The sequence below is a fragment of the Dyadobacter flavalbus genome, from assembly GCF_006149045.1.
Taxonomy (GTDB): domain Bacteria; phylum Bacteroidota; class Bacteroidia; order Cytophagales; family Spirosomataceae; genus Dyadobacter; species Dyadobacter flavalbus.
Genome location: NZ_VBSN01000071.1, coordinates 134,634 through 152,932 on the forward strand (window position 1 = coordinate 134,634; position 18,299 = coordinate 152,932).

Annotated in this window: 17 protein-coding genes; 5 read left to right on the forward strand and 12 right to left on the reverse strand. The window is 47.6% G+C overall.

Going from position 1 to position 18,299, the window contains the following annotated elements:
• Positions 1–16: 16 nt before the first annotated feature.
• Entirely contained in the window at positions 17–205 is a 189-nt protein-coding gene (locus FEM33_RS23630; RefSeq protein ID WP_139014445.1) for a hypothetical protein, read from the reverse strand.
• Between the two features lie 77 nt (positions 206–282).
• Positions 283–1,242: a helix-turn-helix transcriptional regulator gene (locus tag FEM33_RS23635; RefSeq protein ID WP_139014446.1), complete on the reverse strand. Its 960-nt coding sequence runs from the start codon at positions 1,240–1,242 to the stop codon at positions 283–285.
• A gap of 93 nt (positions 1,243–1,335) precedes the next feature.
• On the opposite strand from FEM33_RS23635, the gene FEM33_RS23640 reads away from it, so the two are divergent.
• Positions 1,336–2,499 carry an FAD-dependent oxidoreductase gene (locus FEM33_RS23640; RefSeq protein WP_139014447.1) on the forward strand — a complete coding sequence of 388 codons (1,164 nt, stop codon included), beginning with the start codon at positions 1,336–1,338 and terminating at the stop codon, positions 2,497–2,499.
• A 93-nt stretch (positions 2,500–2,592) separates the two neighbouring features.
• Here the strand turns inward: FEM33_RS23640 and FEM33_RS23645 are convergent, their stop codons facing one another.
• The 9 genes from FEM33_RS23645 to FEM33_RS26930 all read right to left on the reverse strand — a co-directional run bounded on the left by FEM33_RS23645 (position 2,593) and on the right by FEM33_RS26930 (position 11,891).
• A complete protein-coding gene (locus FEM33_RS23645) occupies positions 2,593–5,043 on the reverse strand; it encodes a TonB-dependent receptor (protein WP_139014448.1) in 2,451 nt (816 codons plus the stop codon).
• A 33-nt stretch (positions 5,044–5,076) separates the two neighbouring features.
• Positions 5,077–5,772 (reverse strand): ABC transporter ATP-binding protein, encoded by a 696-nt coding sequence (locus FEM33_RS23650; RefSeq protein ID WP_139014449.1) that lies wholly within the window; start codon positions 5,770–5,772, stop codon positions 5,077–5,079.
• Positions 5,765–7,156, reverse strand: a complete 1,392-nt coding sequence (locus tag FEM33_RS23655) for an ABC transporter permease (RefSeq protein WP_139014450.1) — start codon at positions 7,154–7,156, stop codon at positions 5,765–5,767. The genes FEM33_RS23650 and FEM33_RS23655 overlap by 8 nt, the downstream gene beginning before the upstream one ends.
• A complete protein-coding gene (locus tag FEM33_RS23660; protein WP_139014451.1) occupies positions 7,153–8,592 on the reverse strand; it encodes an ABC transporter permease in 1,440 nt (479 codons plus the stop codon). Before FEM33_RS23660 ends, FEM33_RS23655 begins: the two co-directional genes overlap by 4 nt.
• A 342-nt stretch (positions 8,593–8,934) precedes the next feature.
• Complete coding sequence (locus FEM33_RS23665; RefSeq protein WP_139014452.1) at positions 8,935–10,101, reverse strand: lycopene cyclase family protein; 1,167 nt, start codon at positions 10,099–10,101, stop codon at positions 8,935–8,937.
• A 179-nt stretch (positions 10,102–10,280) separates the two neighbouring features.
• Positions 10,281–11,195, reverse strand: a complete 915-nt coding sequence (locus FEM33_RS23670; protein ID WP_139014453.1) for a helix-turn-helix domain-containing protein — start codon at positions 11,193–11,195, stop codon at positions 10,281–10,283.
• Positions 11,196–11,314: 119 nt separating this feature from the next.
• The gene (locus tag FEM33_RS26805; protein WP_229214382.1) at positions 11,315–11,467 is read right to left on the reverse strand and encodes a hypothetical protein; all 153 of its coding nucleotides are present in this window, start codon (positions 11,465–11,467) and stop codon (positions 11,315–11,317) included.
• A gap of 39 nt (positions 11,468–11,506) precedes the next feature.
• A complete protein-coding gene (locus FEM33_RS26890) occupies positions 11,507–11,638 on the reverse strand; it encodes a hypothetical protein (protein ID WP_262712006.1) in 132 nt (43 codons plus the stop codon).
• A 64-nt stretch (positions 11,639–11,702) separates the two neighbouring features.
• A complete protein-coding gene (locus FEM33_RS26930) occupies positions 11,703–11,891 on the reverse strand; it encodes an SDR family NAD(P)-dependent oxidoreductase (protein ID WP_310588836.1) in 189 nt (62 codons plus the stop codon).
• 489 nt (positions 11,892–12,380) lie between these two features.
• Between FEM33_RS26930 and FEM33_RS23685 the strand changes: the two genes are divergently transcribed.
• From FEM33_RS23685 to FEM33_RS23700, 4 genes are all read left to right on the forward strand, one after another.
• The gene (locus FEM33_RS23685) at positions 12,381–13,286 is read left to right on the forward strand and encodes an alpha/beta fold hydrolase (RefSeq protein WP_139014454.1); all 906 of its coding nucleotides are present in this window, start codon (positions 12,381–12,383) and stop codon (positions 13,284–13,286) included.
• Between the two features lie 343 nt (positions 13,287–13,629).
• Positions 13,630–16,080 (forward strand): ABC transporter permease, encoded by a 2,451-nt coding sequence (locus tag FEM33_RS23690; RefSeq protein WP_139014455.1) that lies wholly within the window; start codon positions 13,630–13,632, stop codon positions 16,078–16,080.
• 227 nt (positions 16,081–16,307) lie between these two features.
• Positions 16,308–17,156: a hypothetical protein gene (locus tag FEM33_RS23695; protein WP_139014456.1), complete on the forward strand. Its 849-nt coding sequence runs from the start codon at positions 16,308–16,310 to the stop codon at positions 17,154–17,156.
• Between the two features lie 356 nt (positions 17,157–17,512).
• Positions 17,513–17,959, forward strand: a complete 447-nt coding sequence (locus tag FEM33_RS23700; protein ID WP_139014457.1) for a hypothetical protein — start codon at positions 17,513–17,515, stop codon at positions 17,957–17,959.
• 26 nt (positions 17,960–17,985) lie between these two features.
• On the opposite strand, the gene FEM33_RS23705 is transcribed toward FEM33_RS23700, so the two are convergent.
• Positions 17,986–18,294, reverse strand: a complete 309-nt coding sequence (locus FEM33_RS23705; RefSeq protein ID WP_229214383.1) for a TIGR03643 family protein — start codon at positions 18,292–18,294, stop codon at positions 17,986–17,988.
• Positions 18,295–18,299 lie beyond the last annotated feature (5 nt).

The following is an 18,299-nucleotide window of genomic DNA, read 5'->3' on the forward strand; positions in this document are numbered from 1 at the left end:
TGGAAATAGCAAAAATTTACAATGGTTTGCTTGCTGAATCCGCCACGATGGAGTCAGATTCCATTTGGGTCTGCGTTTTATCAAGACTGCTTGAATCCATGCTTTCACTGATGCCATCCTGATGCTTGCTGCTGTTGCATGAAGCCTGGCCTAAAAGCAAACCTGCGCCCACCAGCAGAAATAATATTTTACTGCGTTTTATCATTGCTTTTCATGTTTAAATAATCGGATTGTAAATACATAAATATTGTTCCATTGCCGGCTCCGCCGGCAGGAGTAATATTACAAGGCTGAATATTTTTTTGGCTTTAAGCCGGTATACTGTTCGAACACTCTTGCAAAATGGCTGAGGTTTGTAAATCCCAGCTGATAGCCGACTTCCGAGACTGTCAGCCGTTTTTCTCTGAGTAATTGTGCTGCTTTCTGCATTCTGCTCCACTGGTAATACTCAAAAACACCTTTTCCGAACGTCTGTTTGAAAAGTTTCCGCAATTTGGGTTCGCTCATGCCTGCTTCCCGCGCCAGTGCTGCAATGTGAGGCGGCTGATCCGAATGCAACTGCAAATGAGCCTTTACGGCATACAAGGCTTTGATATCTTTGATATGCATGGCACTGGCAGGAACGGCCTCACGCTGCATCAATATCGCAAAAATATGACACAGCAGTTCCTCGCATTTCAGCCTGTAATATTGTCTTTCAATGCTTTCCGGTACCGGCTGATGCAGCAAGTCGCTGGCGGTTTTGATTATTTCCGGGGAAATGCCCGATTCAAACACAAAGTTTTCCCTGGCTTCCAGCACGCTTGCTACAACGGGATGGTCCATATGTCCGAACAACTGGTTGAGATATTTTCTGGATACGGCTATGGTAACGCTTCCGAAAGCAGTATGGGAAGGCATGGCCATGAGGGTGGAAACAGCATGCCTGCAGATCAGCATATGGGCTTGTTCGGACCGTAGCGGTTCTGCCGGAAGTGCCGGTGAGGGAAAAATTCCGCTCAGGAGGAAAATGACGTCTTCCTGACCTTCGGCCAGTTCATTGGTCCGCTCAATAAAAATATCCTCTTTAAGATGGTAATTCCGGATCATCATCCGCAGGTCGCCTCCCCATGAAAACCCTGTCAGATAACCCGCTCCTTTACTTTCGGGAATATGGATAAACCGTCCGTTTACGGTGGCGCCTATTGCCTTTGCAAATTCCTGCGTGATTCCGGTTCCCTTGTCAGTAATCGCTATTTTCATTTACGACTGTTTATGGATTAAATATGGCTATTTTATGCTCAAAAGTATGCAGAATTTTGTCAGAGTTTAAAAAACAATCAAACAGAAAAGCATATGTTACTGGAAAATAAACAAGTGGCCATTATAGGCGGCGGCCCGGGCGGTCTGACGCTCGCCAGGCTTTTACAGCAGCAAGGCTGCATGGTGAAGGTGTATGAACGCGATGCCGGCCCGTATGTGCGCCAGCAAGGTGCTACGCTGGATCTGCATTACGAATCCGGGTTAAAAGCATTGGCAGAAGCCGGACTGATGGAAGCATTCAGGAAAAATTTCAGGCCGGGTGCAGAAAGGGTTACCATCACGGATAACCATGCAGTAATACACTATACCGAGCGCAGCGAAGCACCTGTTCAGGATCTGAACAATGAAAATGCACGCCCGGAAATAGACCGTGGCCCGCTCCGTGACTTGCTCATTGCATCCCTGAAAGACCATACCGTCGTGTGGAATTCAAAATTTAGGGCACTTGAAGAGAACGGAAACGGCTGGAATGTGCTATTTGAAAACGGGACTACGGTTTACGCTGACCTCGTCGTTGCGTGCGATGGTGCCAGTTCCAGAGTCAGAAAGTACATTACGGATATAGCGCGTATCTATTCCGGTGTCACCATTATAGAAGGCAATATTTACAACGCTGCCGTCCATGCGCCGCGTCTGTGGGAACTTACAAACGGAGGGAAAGTTTTTGCACACTGGAACGGCAAAACCATTGTCCTGAGTGCAAAGGGCGAAGGTTCGCTTTCCTTTTATACGATTACGGAAGAGCCGGAAGATCTGTCAAAAACATCCGGCATTGATTTTACTGACAGGGTGCAGGTTTTCAGCTGGTTCAGGCAGCGCTTCGCTGACTGGAGCGAGGACTGGCACGAAGTATTCTCTTCCAGTGATTCCTACTTTGTTGCCCGCCCGCAATATTACTTTCCCAAAGATCAGTCGTGGAAAACGGTCCCGAACCTGACGGTGATCGGCGATGCGGCACATCAAACGCCGCCTTCCGGGGACGGCGTCAATCAGGCGATGCTTGATGCGCTGGAATTATACCAAGCGCTTTGCCTGCAGGATTTTACAACCGTGCAGGAAGCACTTGCCTCGTATGAAAAAGAAATGCTCAGCAGAACTTCGGTAACCACCGAAGAAGCTTCACAGCTGATGCAATCCATGCTTTCTGACAACAGTTTCCGGATTATGCTTGATTTCTTTGAAAAGATAAAGGCGTAGTGAACAAGGCAGAACAGACACATGCCGTTGCGCTGAACATTGCGAATCATGGTTTCCGTTTCCGCCACATTCGGCAGCACAATCTTTATTAATTCAAAACCTGAAAGTCAGTGTCAGCGTCATGTTCCGGGGTGCGCCGGGAAACAGGCGAAGGTAATTCTGAGCGCCGAGCCAGTAGGTTTTGTTCAATACATTGCCCGCATTCAGTGCAAGCTGGATATTGCTTCTGGCCGGTATATAGTAAAGCGCCGCATCGAATACGGTAAAAGCAGGAACCAGAAAGCCGCGTGTAAACCAAGGGACTTTGTTGCCCTGATGCTGCACGCCCAGTCCGATGCCAAGATCTTTCAAAAACGATGATTTTGTGAAATTATACCGGGTCCAGAGACTGGCGCTGTGCTTTGGCGTATTCTGTTTCCGGGCTCCGATCAGACTTTCATCCTGATCACGCGTGATGACGGCATCGATCCAACTGTATGAGGCATTCACCTGCCATTCCGGAGTAATGTAGCCGGCCAGCTCCCATTCGATCCCGCGGCTGCGTTCCTGGCCGCGTGTCACAAGCCGGTCCGGATTTACGGGGTCATTGGCATTCATCAGAATGTTCCTTTGAATAATCTCGTAAAACGCTACATTCAGGCGCATTTGGTTTTGAAACAGATCCGTTTTGATACCCGCTTCTTTCAGGTTGCTTCGGAGAGGATCAAACTGGCTGCCGGCCGGAAGCGTACCGGTTTGCGGCATCAGGCTGACTGTGTTGGACTGCGGCTGAAATCCTTCAAGATACGTGGCGTATACATTCAGGGCTTTGCTGATGGCATAAGTCAGGCCGATCCTAGGCAGCAGTGCGGTCTTCCGGACCGTCAGGGTATTGGGTGCTTTGTAGTTGGTGATATCTTCAAACCATTCCTGGCGAAGGCCGAGCAGCAAGGTGAGTTTGCCTGTTTGTAACTGTTCCTGCATATAGACTGCGCTGGTTGTCGTCCTTGCCGCGGGCAGGGCAGTTCTAACATTCAGGTTATAATCCTGTACGTTGCGGATGGTATACAAAGGATTTTGAAGGTCGAAATGGCTAACGTTCGGTTTGGGAAGTAGTTTTCCGTTGATCGTAATGGTTTGATAATCCGCTGCATTGGCCGGTACGAAGGAACCAGCAACCGATCCGTCTTTCAGTAAAAATCCTCTTGCCGCATTTTGCCCGCCGCCTTTGAGCTTGTGCCAGCTGCTGAGATCATATCCGGCCAGCAGCTTGTGGCGCAGCTTTCCGGTACTGAAGTTGAAATTGAAATAGGCATTGAGATTGTCCGTGTTCCAGAATTGCCGGCGCTGTACAAACTGCATGGCTGCCAGGCTGGTGACGGGCCGGTTTTCCATATCAGGTGCAAAAGCGTTCGTTGTGCGGTGTTCCTGCAAGTCTTCCGTCCAGGACTGTTTCATGTAGGATGCGTTAAAGCTGATCTGAGAAGTCAGCTTGTGCGCCAGACTTCCTGTCATGATCAACTCTTTGGAATTGAAAAAATCGTTGGAAGCGCCGAGGTTAAGGCTCACAGGAGTGCTGTTCAGTTTGGTTTCGCCCGCTACTGCTCCGAAAATGGGCTGACCGCGGTCCAGCGTACCGGCCATGTTACTGTAAATCAGTTCCGCATTGAGGGCTGTTTTATCATTGGGGATGTAACTCAGCGACGGTGACAGCAGCACGGATTGATTATTGACCATATCGCGGAAAGAGCGTGCCTGCTGGTAGGCCCCGTTCACACGGTAAAGCAGAGTCCTGGATTCATTGAGCGGCCCGGTAAAATCCAGCATGCCGCGAAATGTACTGAAACTGCCTGCGCTCAGGCTGGCTTCTTTACGCGCGTTGGCCAGCGGTTTTTTGGTAACCAGGTTAATGCTTCCGCCCGGATCAACGGATGAAAAGGTAGCACTGGCCGGGCCTTTGATCACTTCCACACGCTCGATGTTGGTGGTAAGCGGCTGCAAAAAATAGTACTGCCGCGTACGCATGCCATTGATGATCTGCCCTTCCTCATTCTGGCTGATTCCCCGGATCGTGTACTGATTGTAATAACTGGAAGGAATAACGCCACTGGCCATTCTGACGGCATCGGCCAGGTGAAATGCCTGGCGGTCGGCAATCAGTTCCTTTGTAATGGAGGTGATCGCTTGCGGAATGTCTTTGTTGCGTGCAGCGGTTCTGGTGGCAGAAAAGGAATAGTCGCTGTTGTAATCTTTTGCAACCCGCCCCGTTACTTCCACGGTTTGCAGTTGTCTGGCTTCGGGGACAAGTTCAATGTTCAGGAAATCGTCCGCCGGGATCAGACGTGCCGTTTTGTAGCCCACAGCACTGACTTGAATGGTGCCTTCACCTTCCAGTGAAAACAAGCCTGCCGAGTCTGTAACGGTTCCTTTGCCGGAGCCGGACAGTGTGATGCTTGCACCCGCGATTTTCAGGCCCGATGCCCCGTCGGAAACGGAACCGGACATTTTCTGGGCACTGGCGTGAAGGTGAAAAATTAAAAGAAAGGAAATAAAGATTCTGATCATAGCTTACCGGTTTAAAGTGGACAGTATCTGAAATCAGACTGTTTTCAGGTACAAGCTTTCAAGTTCATTGGCAGAGATCGAGGATGCATCGATTACGGACTGCATATTGCCTTCCTTCATGATCCCGATCCGGTTGGCGACTTCCTTGGCCCTGAAAATATCGTGTGTTGCCATCAGGATCGCCGTACCGTTTTCGGCAAGAGAACGGATGGTTCGGGAAAATTCATTGGATGCTTTCGGGTCAAGGCCGCTGGTGGGCTCATCAAGCAGCAGCACTTTCGCTTTTTTGGCTACGGCAATGGCAATGCCTACTTTCTGCCGCATGCCTTTGGAGTAACCCGCCAGTCTTTGCCCGAATGCCTGCGACTGCAGGCCGGCCGTTGCAAGCAGTTCGCCCAGTTCCTTTTTTGAATAATCAAAGCCTGCCAGTGATGAAAAATATTCCAGGTTTTCGAGGCCGGTCAGGTTCGGGTAAAGCATGACTGTTTCCGGAATGTAGGCAAGGTATTTTTTGATTTCCTGCGGATGTTCGGCAACGGATATGCCGTTGATCGATGCAGTGCCTTCCGTTGGCTCTGTAAATCCCAGAAACAAATTGATCGTTGTGGTTTTTCCGGCTCCGTTCTGTCCGAGCAATGCAAAGATTTCTCCCGGCTGAATTTTCAGGTTCAGGCTGTTCAGGGCCGTGTGGCTTCCGTATCTTTTGGTAAGGTTTTTGGCTTCAAGCATTTTGAATGTCTTTGATCTGGATAAAGTTTCTTTTAAATAAAATGAGAGCAATCACCAGTGAACCCGCTGTCCAGCACAGGATTGCCAACAGGCCGCTGCGTACCGGTTCATCGGTGTAGCGTACCGGCTCGTAAGCCGGATAGCCAGCCCAGTCAATGCTTTCCGTGGGCGTATCTTCAAAGATGAAGGGATAAAAGTATTCACGGATCTGCCGGTGATGCGCTTTCACGGATTGAAGGTAGCGGATATGGCTGGTCAGGTCTGTGTTGGCAATCTTGTTCAGTGACTGCTGGGCTGCAATGACAGGGTTGAAACCGCCGATTCGTTCAGAAAGCCTTTGTCTTTGCATTAATTTATCAAAAAGCTTTTCAGAGGAATGGGCAGATTCCAGGTCTCCCGAAAACTGCATGGCATAGTACCAGCCCGGAGAGTATTTGTCATCCGGTACCGGGTACTTGCGGTACTGCGGGTACACGGCATAAAACTTTTCCATCGTAGGTTTTATAGGCTCATCCCATTTGGCATGATAACCTTCCCGCTGCCGGATGGCCGTTTCCGCCGCTTCCGGCACGGGTATGCTGTTGTTGACCAAAATGTTTGCTGCTCCCGGAAAAAGGATGGCCAGGAATATCCAGATGCAGACCAGCGCAGTGGCATTAAACGCCGAGCTTTTCCCCAGTGCAATAACCATCATCGCAACCATAAACCAGAACAGTACATAAAACATTACCGCGCTCAGCAGCTTAAAGGTTGGCAGCGAAACGGGAAGCCGTAGTGCAGCCACTGCCGCCGCAAATACCAGCAGCGCAATGCCCAGAATGGTAATCAGCCGAACCAGCAGTTTACCCGCAATGGCTGCATGGATGCTTTTGGCCGTTGTCCGGACCATTTTCCATACACCGTTTTCCTGTTCTTCCGACAGCGCGTTGTAAGTGAATGCTATGATCAGCAGCGGGAAAAGGAATACAAAAACAAAGGAAGCATCCAGGTTCCCGACCAGCAAGGTAAGCGGATTGGTCAGTTCGGAGTCGTAGAGCTGCCCTTCAATGGCCAGCATCTTGACTTTCAATGTAAAAGGATTTACATCCCGTTGCCCGACCGAGAATTCAGCCCAGGGGGAAGCAGGATTGGTGGTGTAGAAAAACGGATAGTAAGCCGTAGTTCCGGCGGCTTTCCCGGTTCCGTGTTCTACAATCTGCTGCAGATGGTTTTTCTGGACGGCCGGTACCGAAGCAATGGTCTGCTGCTGACGGCTGATTACATGATGGCCATGGTAAAAGCTGTAAAGACCAATGAGCAGCAAGCTGATGGCTCCGGTCAGTACGGTATTTCCAAGCAGAAAATTCCTGATTTCCAGCAGCAGCACTTTCAGATGGATGTTCATAATTGATACGCACGTTTGGAAGAAACATAGGTTAATGCGCCGATGCCTGCTGCTACCCAAAGCAGGAGTGCGGCCAGACTGAGGCCGGCGGCAGAAAGGTTTTCACTGACAGGTACCGGCCGGAAAGTAAAGTCGGGTTGCTTCTGCCAGTTTTCTGCACTGACTTTCTGCTTGCTGTCGTTCTGGTATTTAATCTGTGTCAGATGGATTTCGTTGAGCTTTTTTGTTTTCTCAAACCTGTATTTTTCCGTCTGTTTTTGAAATGCCGTGAAACTGTCGAAGTCTGTACCGGAAAGGTTCATCGAAAGGTTGCGGATTGCCAGATAAGGATCAACAAATCCATGAATCGACGATACGGCGTTCTGTGATTTGTAAATGCCGATCAGATTATCAAAATGTTTGTTGAAAATCCCGGATGAAATCGTTTCCCCTTCCTGCATCACGAGTGCGCCGTAATTGACCGGAAGCGCAGCGATGGAATCCACGCCGTACTTCTTTAAGGTAGCAGCTTTCAATTGTAAAAAATGCGGGTCATCCGGATCATGCGAGTCACCCTGTTTGCTGACATCTGCCTCAATGGCCTGTTCAAAAGCAATTTTGTCCGGAGCCGTATGCAAGCTGCTGCCGAGCGTCTGTGCGCTTTTCGGAATCACAATAAAAAACAGCATCCAGATGAGGACGAGTGCCATCAAGGCGTTTTTGGAAGATTTGCTCATGGCCGATACGGTTACAACCAGCATGGTAATGATCAGGAAGTAAAGGGCATACAAAATGGTCAGCAGCATGATGCGTAACAAAGCATCCGCGTTGATTCCGCCCGCGATGAGCAGGTTCCCTGCAATCAGGCATAAAAGCAGCAGGGGTAAAAACAAAATCCAGACAACGCCTGTAATCCCGGCCGTTTTACCGATAAGAATGTCCAGAAAGGATGCCCGCTGGCAAAGCATGATTTTAAGCACCCCGTTTTGTTTGAGCCCGGCTACGGTCTGAAAACCGATGAAAATGATGAAAAGCGGCACGAGCAGCTGCAATACCATGGCCATACTCAGTTCGCCAAACCGCAGCATGCCGTTGGAAAAACCAGCCTCGCTCATGTTTACGGTATTCTGCCTGTGCGCTTCCAGAAAGACTGCATTGCCCACGTAGCTGTCCAGACCGAAATCAAAAAAACTGAGCGGCGACTTTTCCCTGAAAACCATATAGCCGTAATGGGCCACCCGGTGCGGATGCCGGTCGGGCTGGTTCATCCACTGGTCATGTACCTGATGATGGGCCGTTTTTTGCTGATGATTGAATTTGCTGACATACTGCCAGCCTGTAAATGTTGCCAGCAGGCTTACAAAAAGTAAAACGGTAAATAGCGACAGCGGGATTTTACTCCGGAAGATGGAAGCCCATTCCTGGCGGGCAATGATGGTGATAAAATTGAAATGCATCCTGTATGTAGGTTTGTCTTGCTTTTCGCAGTGACGATCGCCATGATGCCCTGAATTGTCGGTAGATCAGGATCAGGACGGCCAGTCAATGCAGGTATGTAAATGCAATAAGGTTGCAAATAACAAAACAAAAGCCAGTTTGCAACAAGGTTGCATAAAATTTTGGATGAATTTCTTTTTCAAAAAACGCTTTCGCAGCAAAAGGAAGGTGATATCAAAGACCAGCGAAGCATGCGGATGGCCACTTTGTAGTTGAAAAAGCAGCCATTGGTGGAAGCCTAAATTTCATTGATTTACAATGGCTTTGTAAAAGCGTTCTGCAATTGCTTCCTTACGACTGCATCAGGAAATGATTTTGAAAAGGCTTTTGACAAACGGGGCAATGAAGTGCTTGGCTTTCAGACTGAGCATTACCTTCAGGTCATCCTGAGCCGTACTTTCGGAATCCAGAAATGCAAAGATGTTTTTGGCGTCTACATGCGTAAACAGATCACTGAATAGCTGGTGGCCGTGATATTCGTTATGATCCAGAACCTTCAGGATCGTACTGTCCAGCAATTTGTGCTTTTCATTGATATTTTCGTTTCCGAAAAACGGATGCCCTTTTTTCCGGTACGATGCCAGTATTTTGGAAACCGTTTTCTGTGTATTCGTGAATGTATATCCCGACGAAGCCCTTGTATCGCCGCCGGCCGTCCCGATGTTCACGACATTCCCGTTTCTCCTGCTGAACCTGAAATCCGTCATGGGGATCACCCCGAATTCATGTTCAAGAATCTGGTATTCCGTAATTCCGAGCACTTTGGCAAGATATTGTTCAATGGCCCGGTCATAGGCGCCATCTTCCAGCAGAGATTTGGAAAAAATCGTATACTCGACAAAAAGCCGATCCTGGGCAACAGGCAGCACATAAAAGAATGTGGTGCCGTTTTCCTGCGGTGTCCTGAAATCCATCAGGTACATTTCCGAAGGATTGCCGCTGAACTGCTTCGTCTGAATCATTTTTCCTTTGAAATGCTGTAAAAAGTACTGATCCCAAGGCTTCAGTTCCGGCTTGCTGTACATGGAATTAAAGACATATTTCGCCTTGTAAGCAGCGTCCCGGGTCTGGACGATGCCTGCGTCAGGGGTGTTTTCTATAGACAGGATTTCGGCCTGAACGAACGTTACCCGCGGGCTTTGACGAAGAAAAGAAAGTACAAATTGATAGAAATCAATGCTCCGGATCATATGATAAGCATAGTTTCCGTTATTCAGCGGAATTTGCCTTCCTTCATTGGTAAAAAAGGATAAGGCTTTCCATGAATGATAAAAGACGGGTTTGAAAGGCGATTCTTTGCTTTCGTCCTGCCAGAAGCACCATGTCCGGTCATTTTTGTTTTTTATGTCCTTATCGACAATGAGTATGTTTTCATTTTGCCATACGCCTTCACGGATCCCGCGATAGGCCAGACTGAGCCCGGCCATTCCGCTTCCGGCAAAAATTATATCAAAGTCTTTTGTCTCCATAAGTGCTGTTGACCACCGGTAATAAAATGGCGCCGCAGCAAATATCCATGTTTTGGCCTAGATAAGCGATCCGGTTTCCTAATTATTGGTAATTTCTGCAAACCTTTAAAGCCGCTCACTTCCCGGTTGCCGGCTGCCGGTGCAGACCGGCTTATACAAAAACAAATTTTAACGGCTCGTCAGGAGGCATTTGCACGTATGCGGGCCGGTTGCTGCCAGTTCCCGGGCGCGGTTTCCATGCTGTTTTCAGCCAGAAAAGTATTCCGGAAACCGGACGGCGATTCTCCTGTTTTGGCCAGAAATAATCTGCTGAAATAAGCCGGGTCATTATAACCCAGTTCATAGGCTACTTCCTTGGCAGTAAGGGATGTATGTACCAGCAGTCGTTTGGCTTCCAGGATGATGCGGTCTTTGATCACCTCATTGGGCTGGGGCAGACGCAGCCGGTTAAACTTGTGTGTAATGGTTTTCGGAGACATGCACAGCAAATCTGCATAATCCGCGACTGTATGTTTGGATTTGTAATGCTCTTCCACGAGGCGGGTAAACTTGCGGAAAAATTCCAGTTCGCTTTGCTGTTCGGTCACTGCGCTGTCCAGATGCTGTCTTTTCCAGGAACGCGTAGCCCTGATGAGCAACTGTTTGAGGTAGGTCCTGACCATTTCCTCCAGTGAGCTGTCGTTAAGCTCGAATTCCTGCAGCATTTCGGTGAGCAGGCCTCTGATAAAGGTTATTTCTGCTTCCGGAGCCTCTACTTTAGGCATGTTGTGGATGTTGTTGAACAGCAGTCCGTCGCAGGCAACCTCCTGGTCATGAATCTGGATACAGTAAAAGTCGCGGTTGTAGAAAATGAAATAGCCGCCTTCAGAACCCGATTCTTCAATTTTGAGGTACTGGTTGGGACTGATAAAAAAAAGTGCGGGCTGCCGGGTTTCGTAAACCGAGAAATCAACTCTGAGTTTGTAACCCGCAGGCAAAAACAGAATCTTAATATACTGTTTGTAATCCGGCCCGTTGACGGCATCAGTCTGATCGTGACTTACATGCAGTAACCCGAACGTCTTCAATTTACTCTCGAACAAATTTTTACGCATGATTGTATACGCATATCAATAGTGAATACGAAGCATAACTTGTAATGGTTTTGCAGGATGCTCGATTGTAAAGTACGCACCTGCGCGGAGCATTTCCTGCAAATCTAAGAAGGCTGTTTTTACCCTGAAATCCTTAGTGCGCGGATGAATGTATGGTTCGGTTCAAGGTAATACTGCATGATGGCAGGACTGCCTTCAAACGTGCCGGTGACTTCCGCCTTAAGCTTGGCCGTCTGGCCGGTCTGGGTAAAGTCAACTGGTTTCAACTGCATGTGATACTTTTCAGTTGCCTGCTGGATTCATTGCTCGATTTAGGCTCTGCCCGTATAGGATGATCCTTCATCGGAAACGGTGGCTTGTTCTGTAAAGTACGCAGCAAATGCGGAGCTGTCCAAATTGTTTTGCGCCTTTATCTGGCCTTCCATGTTGTCAGGAAGTTTCATGATTTCTGATATCTGGTTACAAAAAATGGGTCCTTGTTTGAAAATACATCAGGTAAATGCGTAGCTATCCAGTGGGCATGGTTCCGCCGTCGATCACGTATTTTGCGTGCAACTTCATTCCACAGGCTTTTGCTGTGATCACCGTTGCACCGGCTTTCAGCAGGCGTTCGGCAATGGCTTTGCCGGTTCCTTTGCTGCCTCCGGTCACCAGCGCAATTTTGCCGGCCAGCTCGTTTTCAGTAGGAAGGTCCATATACTTTACGGGTTTGTTCAGGACAAATTTCGGCAGTATGCCGGGTACTGACAAGTAGGGATTTACGATTCGGATAGGGATAAATTTATTCCTGTTGAATCGGCAAAGGCGTATGGCAATATTTGTATTCCCGTTGAATGTTTTTTTCAAATGCACCCAATGTGCGGTTCTGATGTCTTTTCATAATGTTTTTTATGATTCATGATAACGGGTGCGGACACATAACCGCTTTCCCCTGAACTGACTGCAAAATTGGAAGGCTGGAAGACAGGAGAGAATGAACAAAAGTTGAACAGTCATGTACATTTCGCCATTTGTGCCTTTTTCGTATCCATGCACGTCAGCACAGCGTCAGGGAAAAATGTACAAGGTGCTTTGCCTTTTATCCATTCTTTTCTGCTGCTCCTGATGCCAACTTTGCAATGTCAAATCAAGCACAACCAGCTAGCTGTTAGCTGTCTATCCTTTAAACTTAAACTTGCTGTTCACATGAAAACAATTGCACTGACCATCGGATTGCTCCTGACATTGATCCAAAGCCAATCTGTATTTGCCCAGACGCGCAAACCCGCATCATCAGGAAGAGAAGAGTACATTGAAGTAGAAAAGAACGTTAAGCTCCATGTTGTAGACCTGGGCGAAGGCCAGCCCGTTGTACTTATCCACGGATGGCCGCTAAACAATGCAATGTATGAGTATCAGTACCAGTATCTGGTTGATAAAGGTTTCAGGGTAATCGGCATTTCCCTTCGTGGCTTTGGCAAATCCGACAGACCTTACGGGAAATACGATTTTGATACATTTTCAGATGATATCAAAGTCGTGCTGGAAAAACTGAAGATCGAGCATGCCGTCCTGGGAGGCTTTTCCATGGGCAGCGCCGTAACGATCCATTACGTGACCAAATACAACGGAGCGCATGTCGGCAAGCTCGCATTGTTCGGCTCTTCGGGCCCGTCGTGGAAACAACGGGAAGGTTATCCGTACGGCATATCGGATCAGGACGCAGATGCGCTGATCCTGCAGACCAAGACCAACAGACAGCAATTGGTTGCCGGTTTTGGAAAAGGGTTTGCCGGCCAGGAGGGCGGATTGTCCCCGGAAGCAATCAAATGGCTTGAAAACATCAATCTGGATGCGTCACCTTACGCAACTACCCAATCGATTACGGCACTGCGCGACCTTGACCTGCGTCCGCAGCTGGCAAAAATCAAAATGCCCGTCGCCATATTCCATGGTGTAAATGACAAATTATGTGACTTCACTCAGGCGGAACAATTGCATAAAGCCATTCCGGGCTCGTACCTCGTAAGATTTGAAAAAGGCGGTCATGCATTGTTTCTGGAGGAAATGGATAAATTCAACTCCGAACTCGAAAAGTTTGCAAGAAAATAAGTGTTGTTCAAAACCTGTGAAGCTGCCAAACAGTTTCACAGGGACGCTTTTTATCGGTTGAACAGGAAATGCTTTCAGTACTCTCCATGTAGTTTTGTCAATACACGCACCATGCCGTCCGAAGGCAGGCTGTTATCCGCGCCGGTAAATACAAAAAGGAAGAGCAGTTGCTGATAAGAGTACTGCCTGGAATATTGTCCGCAAGAAAGTACTGCTGTTCATTTTCGAACATTGTCAGAAGCAGTAACCTGGCCATACGCGCTGCAAAGCTGTATTTCAAATCTGGCACTTGGTTTTATACTATTATCAATTTGCTGATAAAGCCAACCTTTAAAAACCTGATATGATTCGGAATTACTTCAAAATCGCCATGCGCAGTATGTGGAAAAGCAGAACTTTTTCGCTTGTGAATCTGACCGGCCTTGTTACCGGCATTACAGCCTGCCTGCTGATTCTTCAATATGTGAGCTTTGAGCTGAGTTTTGATCAGTTTCATCAGGACGGATCGCGCATTTACCGCATTGCAAATGATCGATTTCAGCAGGGCAGGCTTGTGCAGCATGGTACCATTACTTATCCGGCAGTCGGTCCGGCCATGCTTCGTGACTTCAGTGAAGTTGAAAGCGTAACGACGCTGGGCAATGCGGGTACTTTCAATCTTCAGAAAGACAACCGGATTTTTCAGGAAAAGGCAATTTATGCAGACCCGCAGTTTCTGTCCATGTTCACTTTTCCATTGCTTGCCGGCGATGCGAGAACGGCACTCCAAGCGCCACGCTCCATTGTGATTTCCGAAAGCAATGCAAAAAAAATCTTTAACGTTTCCGCTCCGGATTATGCCGGTTTGATCGGCAAGACCTTGAAAGTGGACACCGATAACGAGCCATATCAGATCACGGCCGTAATGAAAGATTTTCCGGCAGCTTCGCACCTGGAATTCGGCGCTTTGATGTCTTATGAAACGCTGGCGAAAACCTGGGGCGAATGGGTAAAGACCAGCTTTGAAAATTCGGATATGTGGCATTATGTCAAACTCCGGCCCGGCGCGGATGTGGCGGCACTGGAACGGAAACTTCCGGCTTTCAGCCGCCGCCATTTCAAAGGCGACAAGGTTTCGGGCAGTGTTGAAGAATTTAGTCTGCAGCCGCTGTACCGCGCACATCTTTTCTCGGATTTCGAATATGAAATCGGCAGGATCAATAACGGAAAGGCAGTCTGGTCGATGCTTGTCATTGCTGCTTTCATTCTGGTTATCGCATGGATCAATTACATGAATCTGTCTACGGCCCGCTCGCTTGAACGTGCACGGGAAGTAGGGGTCCGGAAAGTGGCCGGGGCTACTTCTTCGCAGCTCATCTGGCAGTTTATGTCCGAATCCATCCTGCTTAACCTCATTGCTGCAGTACTGGCCGTGGTGCTGACGATCCTCTTGCAGCCGACGCTCAATCAGCTTATCGGTAAGCCTCTGTCGTTGTCATTGCTTGCGGGAGCGGGATTTGGCGGCCATTATCTGCCGGCCTTTCTTGCAGTCGTTTTCGCAGCGGGCATTCTGCTTTCCGGCTTTTATCCGGCCTTTGCATTATCGGGTTTCAAAGCGATCCAGGTTTTGAAAGGAACATTTAAAAGATCGTCGCAAGGAATCTGGGTGCGGCAATCGCTCGTGGTCTTTCAGTATACTGCTTCCATTATCCTGATCGTCGGAACGTTCATTGTTTTCCGGCAGCTGAAATTCATGCGTGAAGAAAAACTCGGCTTCAATATGGATCAGGTTCTGGTTGTGCGCGGGCCGGAGCTCACGCGCTGGGATTCAACGGCCATTGACCGTATCAATGCATTCAAAACGGAGCTGGAACGCATTCCGGCCGTGCAGCAGGCGAGCGCATCCGGCAACATCTTCGGCAACCGGCTGGGCCGCAGCTTTAATATCAAACGTGTGGGTTCCAGTGAAGAACAAGGCGTGACCTTCAGTACGATGGCCGTGGATCTTGATTTTTTTGAAACCTATAAAATTAAAAAACTGGCAGGCCGCAACTTCCTGTCCACGGATTCAAATGTCGATGGCAGTAAAGTGAAGCATACAATCCTGAATCTGGCTGCTGCCAAACTGCTCGGATTCCGAAGTGCAGACGAGGCAGTGAACCAGAAATATGTTGTGAACGGCAGAGAATGGGAAATTGTGGGCGTTGTCAGTGATTTTCACCAGCAATCGCTGAAGCATGCCATTGAGCCGATTGTTTTTGCTCCGTTTTACTCCATGGGCGGTTTCTTTTCCATGAAAATGAATGCGCCTGAGGCAGATGAAACCGTCAAACAGGTGAAGCAGAAATATGACGCCTTTTTTCCCGGCAACAATTTCAATTACTTTTTCATGGACCACAAGTTCAACGAGCAGTATGAAAATGACCGTGTTTTCGGGCAGGTTTCAACCTTCTTTTCGATGCTGGCTGTCCTGATTGCTTCACTGGGCATATTTGGTTTGTCGTCCTACACCATTGCACAGCGCACGAAGGAAATCGGGGTACGCAAGGTACTGGGCGCTACGGTAGGAAGTATTGTCGCCATGCTGTCTCAGGATTTTATCAAACTGGTGCTGATTGCCATTGTCATTGGCTCGCCCGTGGCCTGGTACATAACCCGGCAGTGGCTGAATGATTTTGCCTACAAGATCGAAATGGAGTGGTGGATGTTTGCAATGGCCGGCATGGTTGCAGTCATACTGGCCTTTGTCACTGTCAGTTCTCAGGCCATAAAAGCCGCATTGACGAACCCCGCAAAGACATTGAAATCGGAGTAAATTACAACCAGCAAGTTTGATGAGCAGCAGCAAGGACACAAAATACCTGATCAGATTCAAATTGTTCTGCGGTAAGTCTCTGCTTCAAAGCACGACTAGGATTCGGACAATTATATGATTCTGGATTATATCCGTCCTTTTTGTCCGGTATGTCAAACATCTTTATTTTATGACAACCTTTTGACGTCATTTATTGTCACCGGAAAGCATCTATTTCATCCGAACCTATGAAACGAATTTCATGCTTTCTCCAAATTTTGATCATTTCTGTTTGCGTTAGCTGTAAAGACAAAGACCCCGGACTGCAATTTGCCGGAAATACCGGACTGGATTTGTACTGGCATCATACCGCCGGACGGGACAAGGGCCGGTACTTGTTGCTGAGCTTCATGAGTGCAAAGGCGCAACGTGACAAATTCGAGTTTAAATTTGAATACAGGATTAAAGGAAGAGAAATCCTGATACAGCTTCGGGAAACCGTTTCAAAAGGAAAATGTCAGATATATCCCGGTCCCTGGGGCGACGAATGTACTTCGCGCGGCGACGTTTTCATTCCGGAAAGTGAACTGACGCAAGGAACATATCGATTCATCCTGCAAGTAGATGACCGAAAAGTTATGTCAACATTGATCGTAGATCCAGAAAAGTACACTTTGCAAATTCCGTCCAACGAGTTTTTCAACAGTAAGATAACGACAGTGTACCCAACTCCTGAGAACCTGATTTTTGGCTCAATTGGTTACACGGGCACAGAAAATGCAAAATTGGCGACCGCCTTGATTGCTGATTTTGAAAAGCTTGGGCTTACAGTCGCAAAGGTGCCTGATTACCCTTATCGTGATCTGGGCGGAGGCAGTTTCAAACATCTGGAAACCAAGTTTTGGGAACCGGATCATTATATGGTTTCTGTTCTTCTTCAGCTCAATTCTTCAGATGTGCGAACGGTATTCGAGATGGTTCGGAAATATTATGAGTCAACTGGTAAGAAATTACAGATTGGCCTGTTTTGCAGCAATAACATGGAGCAGCTTACCGGCGGCCCTGACAGCCAACTTGATGCCTTTTATAAGTTATGATTTTGTTGTAATTATCCGATACTGATCCTTTCATTGCACTTAGCTGCTGCTACTGATACAGAAATTTCAGCGTGTAAGCCGTGGAAAGTGGAACATCCGTGGTTATGGTTACACTTTTCGGATAACCGTTTGGCTGGTACTTATATGTATAATTTGTAAAGTATTTTTCACTATTCTTTTTTACCTTAATCAGACTTCGTTCCCGAGAAAAAGTTTGGTCAATCTTACGGTCAGTGATGAAAGAATACATTTTCTACATCAGTACTTTAGTCATAGAAGACACTCATGAATGTGTCAGAATTTTAATGATATTCGCATTTTAAAACTGGTGGTTACAAACTTTAAACGTGCAAGTTATGTCTGTTTTACCCGATTTTACTTTGCCTGAATTACAATTTGTCCGTTTATTTCAAAATTGCATCAAAGCAGTGAGAATATGGCTTGTGGCGACTTCCGGTTTTGCGCTGTTTTCCTGTGATAATTACCGGCCGGCAGAACCTCCCGTTATACAATATGTAAAAATTGCCAATGTGCATCGTGATACGGTTGTTGCCATTCCGAATGAAAAATCAGCTGTTACTGCCAGAATAGCCTTTACAGAAACCTTGTCCGATACCGCAATTGTCAGAATTTCGCCTGACACGGCATTCTCACAACATGGTTCTGTCTTTTTGCTTCCAATAACAAATCCTACTTTGATGTACATATCCGGCCTTTCCGGTGACTCGCTTTTCTTACAATATCAGCCATATAAAAGACCAATTTCAGGTAATCTGACCATTGAAATTGAATTTCAGAAATAGGCTTGACGCACGCCTTTGATTTTAATCTAGGTTCGTTTGCTGATCTTGTTTGCGGTTATTTGTCTTTGCAGGCTGGACTTGAAGCGGAAATCGGGTATGTCCGATAATTTCATATGCTTTGTAACCCGGCCATGCACACGCTTGCGCCACATCCTGAAACTGCTGGGTTTCATTTCCTTGCGCATCAATGCTATTATCTGCTGTTCGTTTAATCCAAACTGCGTTTGGATTACATCAAAAGGCGTTCTGTCTTCCCATGCCATTTCAATAACACGATCAATTTCTTCGGGCTTTAAAGTTGTTCTTTGTTCAGGCATGTCTTCGTAAATCTTCATGATGG

Bases quoted from the DNA above. Each gene is read 5' to 3' on its own strand.
- FEM33_RS23685 (WP_139014454.1), top strand. From the start codon at position 12,381: ATGAAAACAATTGCACTGACCATCGGATTGCTCCTGACATTGATCCAA.
- FEM33_RS23650 (WP_139014449.1), bottom strand. From the start codon at position 5,772: ATGCTTGAAGCCAAAAACCTTACCAAAAGATACGGAAGCCACACGGCC.
- FEM33_RS23670 (WP_139014453.1), bottom strand. From the start codon at position 11,195: ATGCGTAAAAATTTGTTCGAGAGTAAATTGAAGACGTTCGGGTTACTG.
- FEM33_RS23695 (WP_139014456.1), top strand. From the start codon at position 16,308: ATGAAACGAATTTCATGCTTTCTCCAAATTTTGATCATTTCTGTTTGC.
- FEM33_RS23665 (WP_139014452.1), bottom strand. From the start codon at position 10,101: ATGGAGACAAAAGACTTTGATATAATTTTTGCCGGAAGCGGAATGGCC.
- FEM33_RS23635 (WP_139014446.1), bottom strand. From the start codon at position 1,242: ATGAAAATAGCGATTACTGACAAGGGAACCGGAATCACGCAGGAATTT.
- FEM33_RS26805 (WP_229214382.1), bottom strand. From the start codon at position 11,467: ATGCAGTTGAAACCAGTTGACTTTACCCAGACCGGCCAGACGGCCAAG.
- FEM33_RS26890 (WP_262712006.1), bottom strand. From the start codon at position 11,638: ATGAAACTTCCTGACAACATGGAAGGCCAGATAAAGGCGCAAAACAAT.
- FEM33_RS26930 (WP_310588836.1), bottom strand. From the start codon at position 11,891: ATGGACCTTCCTACTGAAAACGAGCTGGCCGGCAAAATTGCGCTGGTG.
- FEM33_RS23690 (WP_139014455.1), top strand. From the start codon at position 13,630: ATGATTCGGAATTACTTCAAAATCGCCATGCGCAGTATGTGGAAAAGC.
- FEM33_RS23645 (WP_139014448.1), bottom strand. From the start codon at position 5,043: ATGATCAGAATCTTTATTTCCTTTCTTTTAATTTTTCACCTTCACGCC.
- FEM33_RS23700 (WP_139014457.1), top strand. From the start codon at position 17,513: ATGTCTGTTTTACCCGATTTTACTTTGCCTGAATTACAATTTGTCCGT.
- FEM33_RS23705 (WP_229214383.1), bottom strand. From the start codon at position 18,294: ATGAAGATTTACGAAGACATGCCTGAACAAAGAACAACTTTAAAGCCC.
- FEM33_RS23655 (WP_139014450.1), bottom strand. From the start codon at position 7,156: ATGAACATCCATCTGAAAGTGCTGCTGCTGGAAATCAGGAATTTTCTG.
- FEM33_RS23640 (WP_139014447.1), top strand. From the start codon at position 1,336: ATGTTACTGGAAAATAAACAAGTGGCCATTATAGGCGGCGGCCCGGGC.
- FEM33_RS23630 (WP_139014445.1), bottom strand. From the start codon at position 205: ATGATAAAACGCAGTAAAATATTATTTCTGCTGGTGGGCGCAGGTTTG.
- FEM33_RS23660 (WP_139014451.1), bottom strand. From the start codon at position 8,592: ATGCATTTCAATTTTATCACCATCATTGCCCGCCAGGAATGGGCTTCC.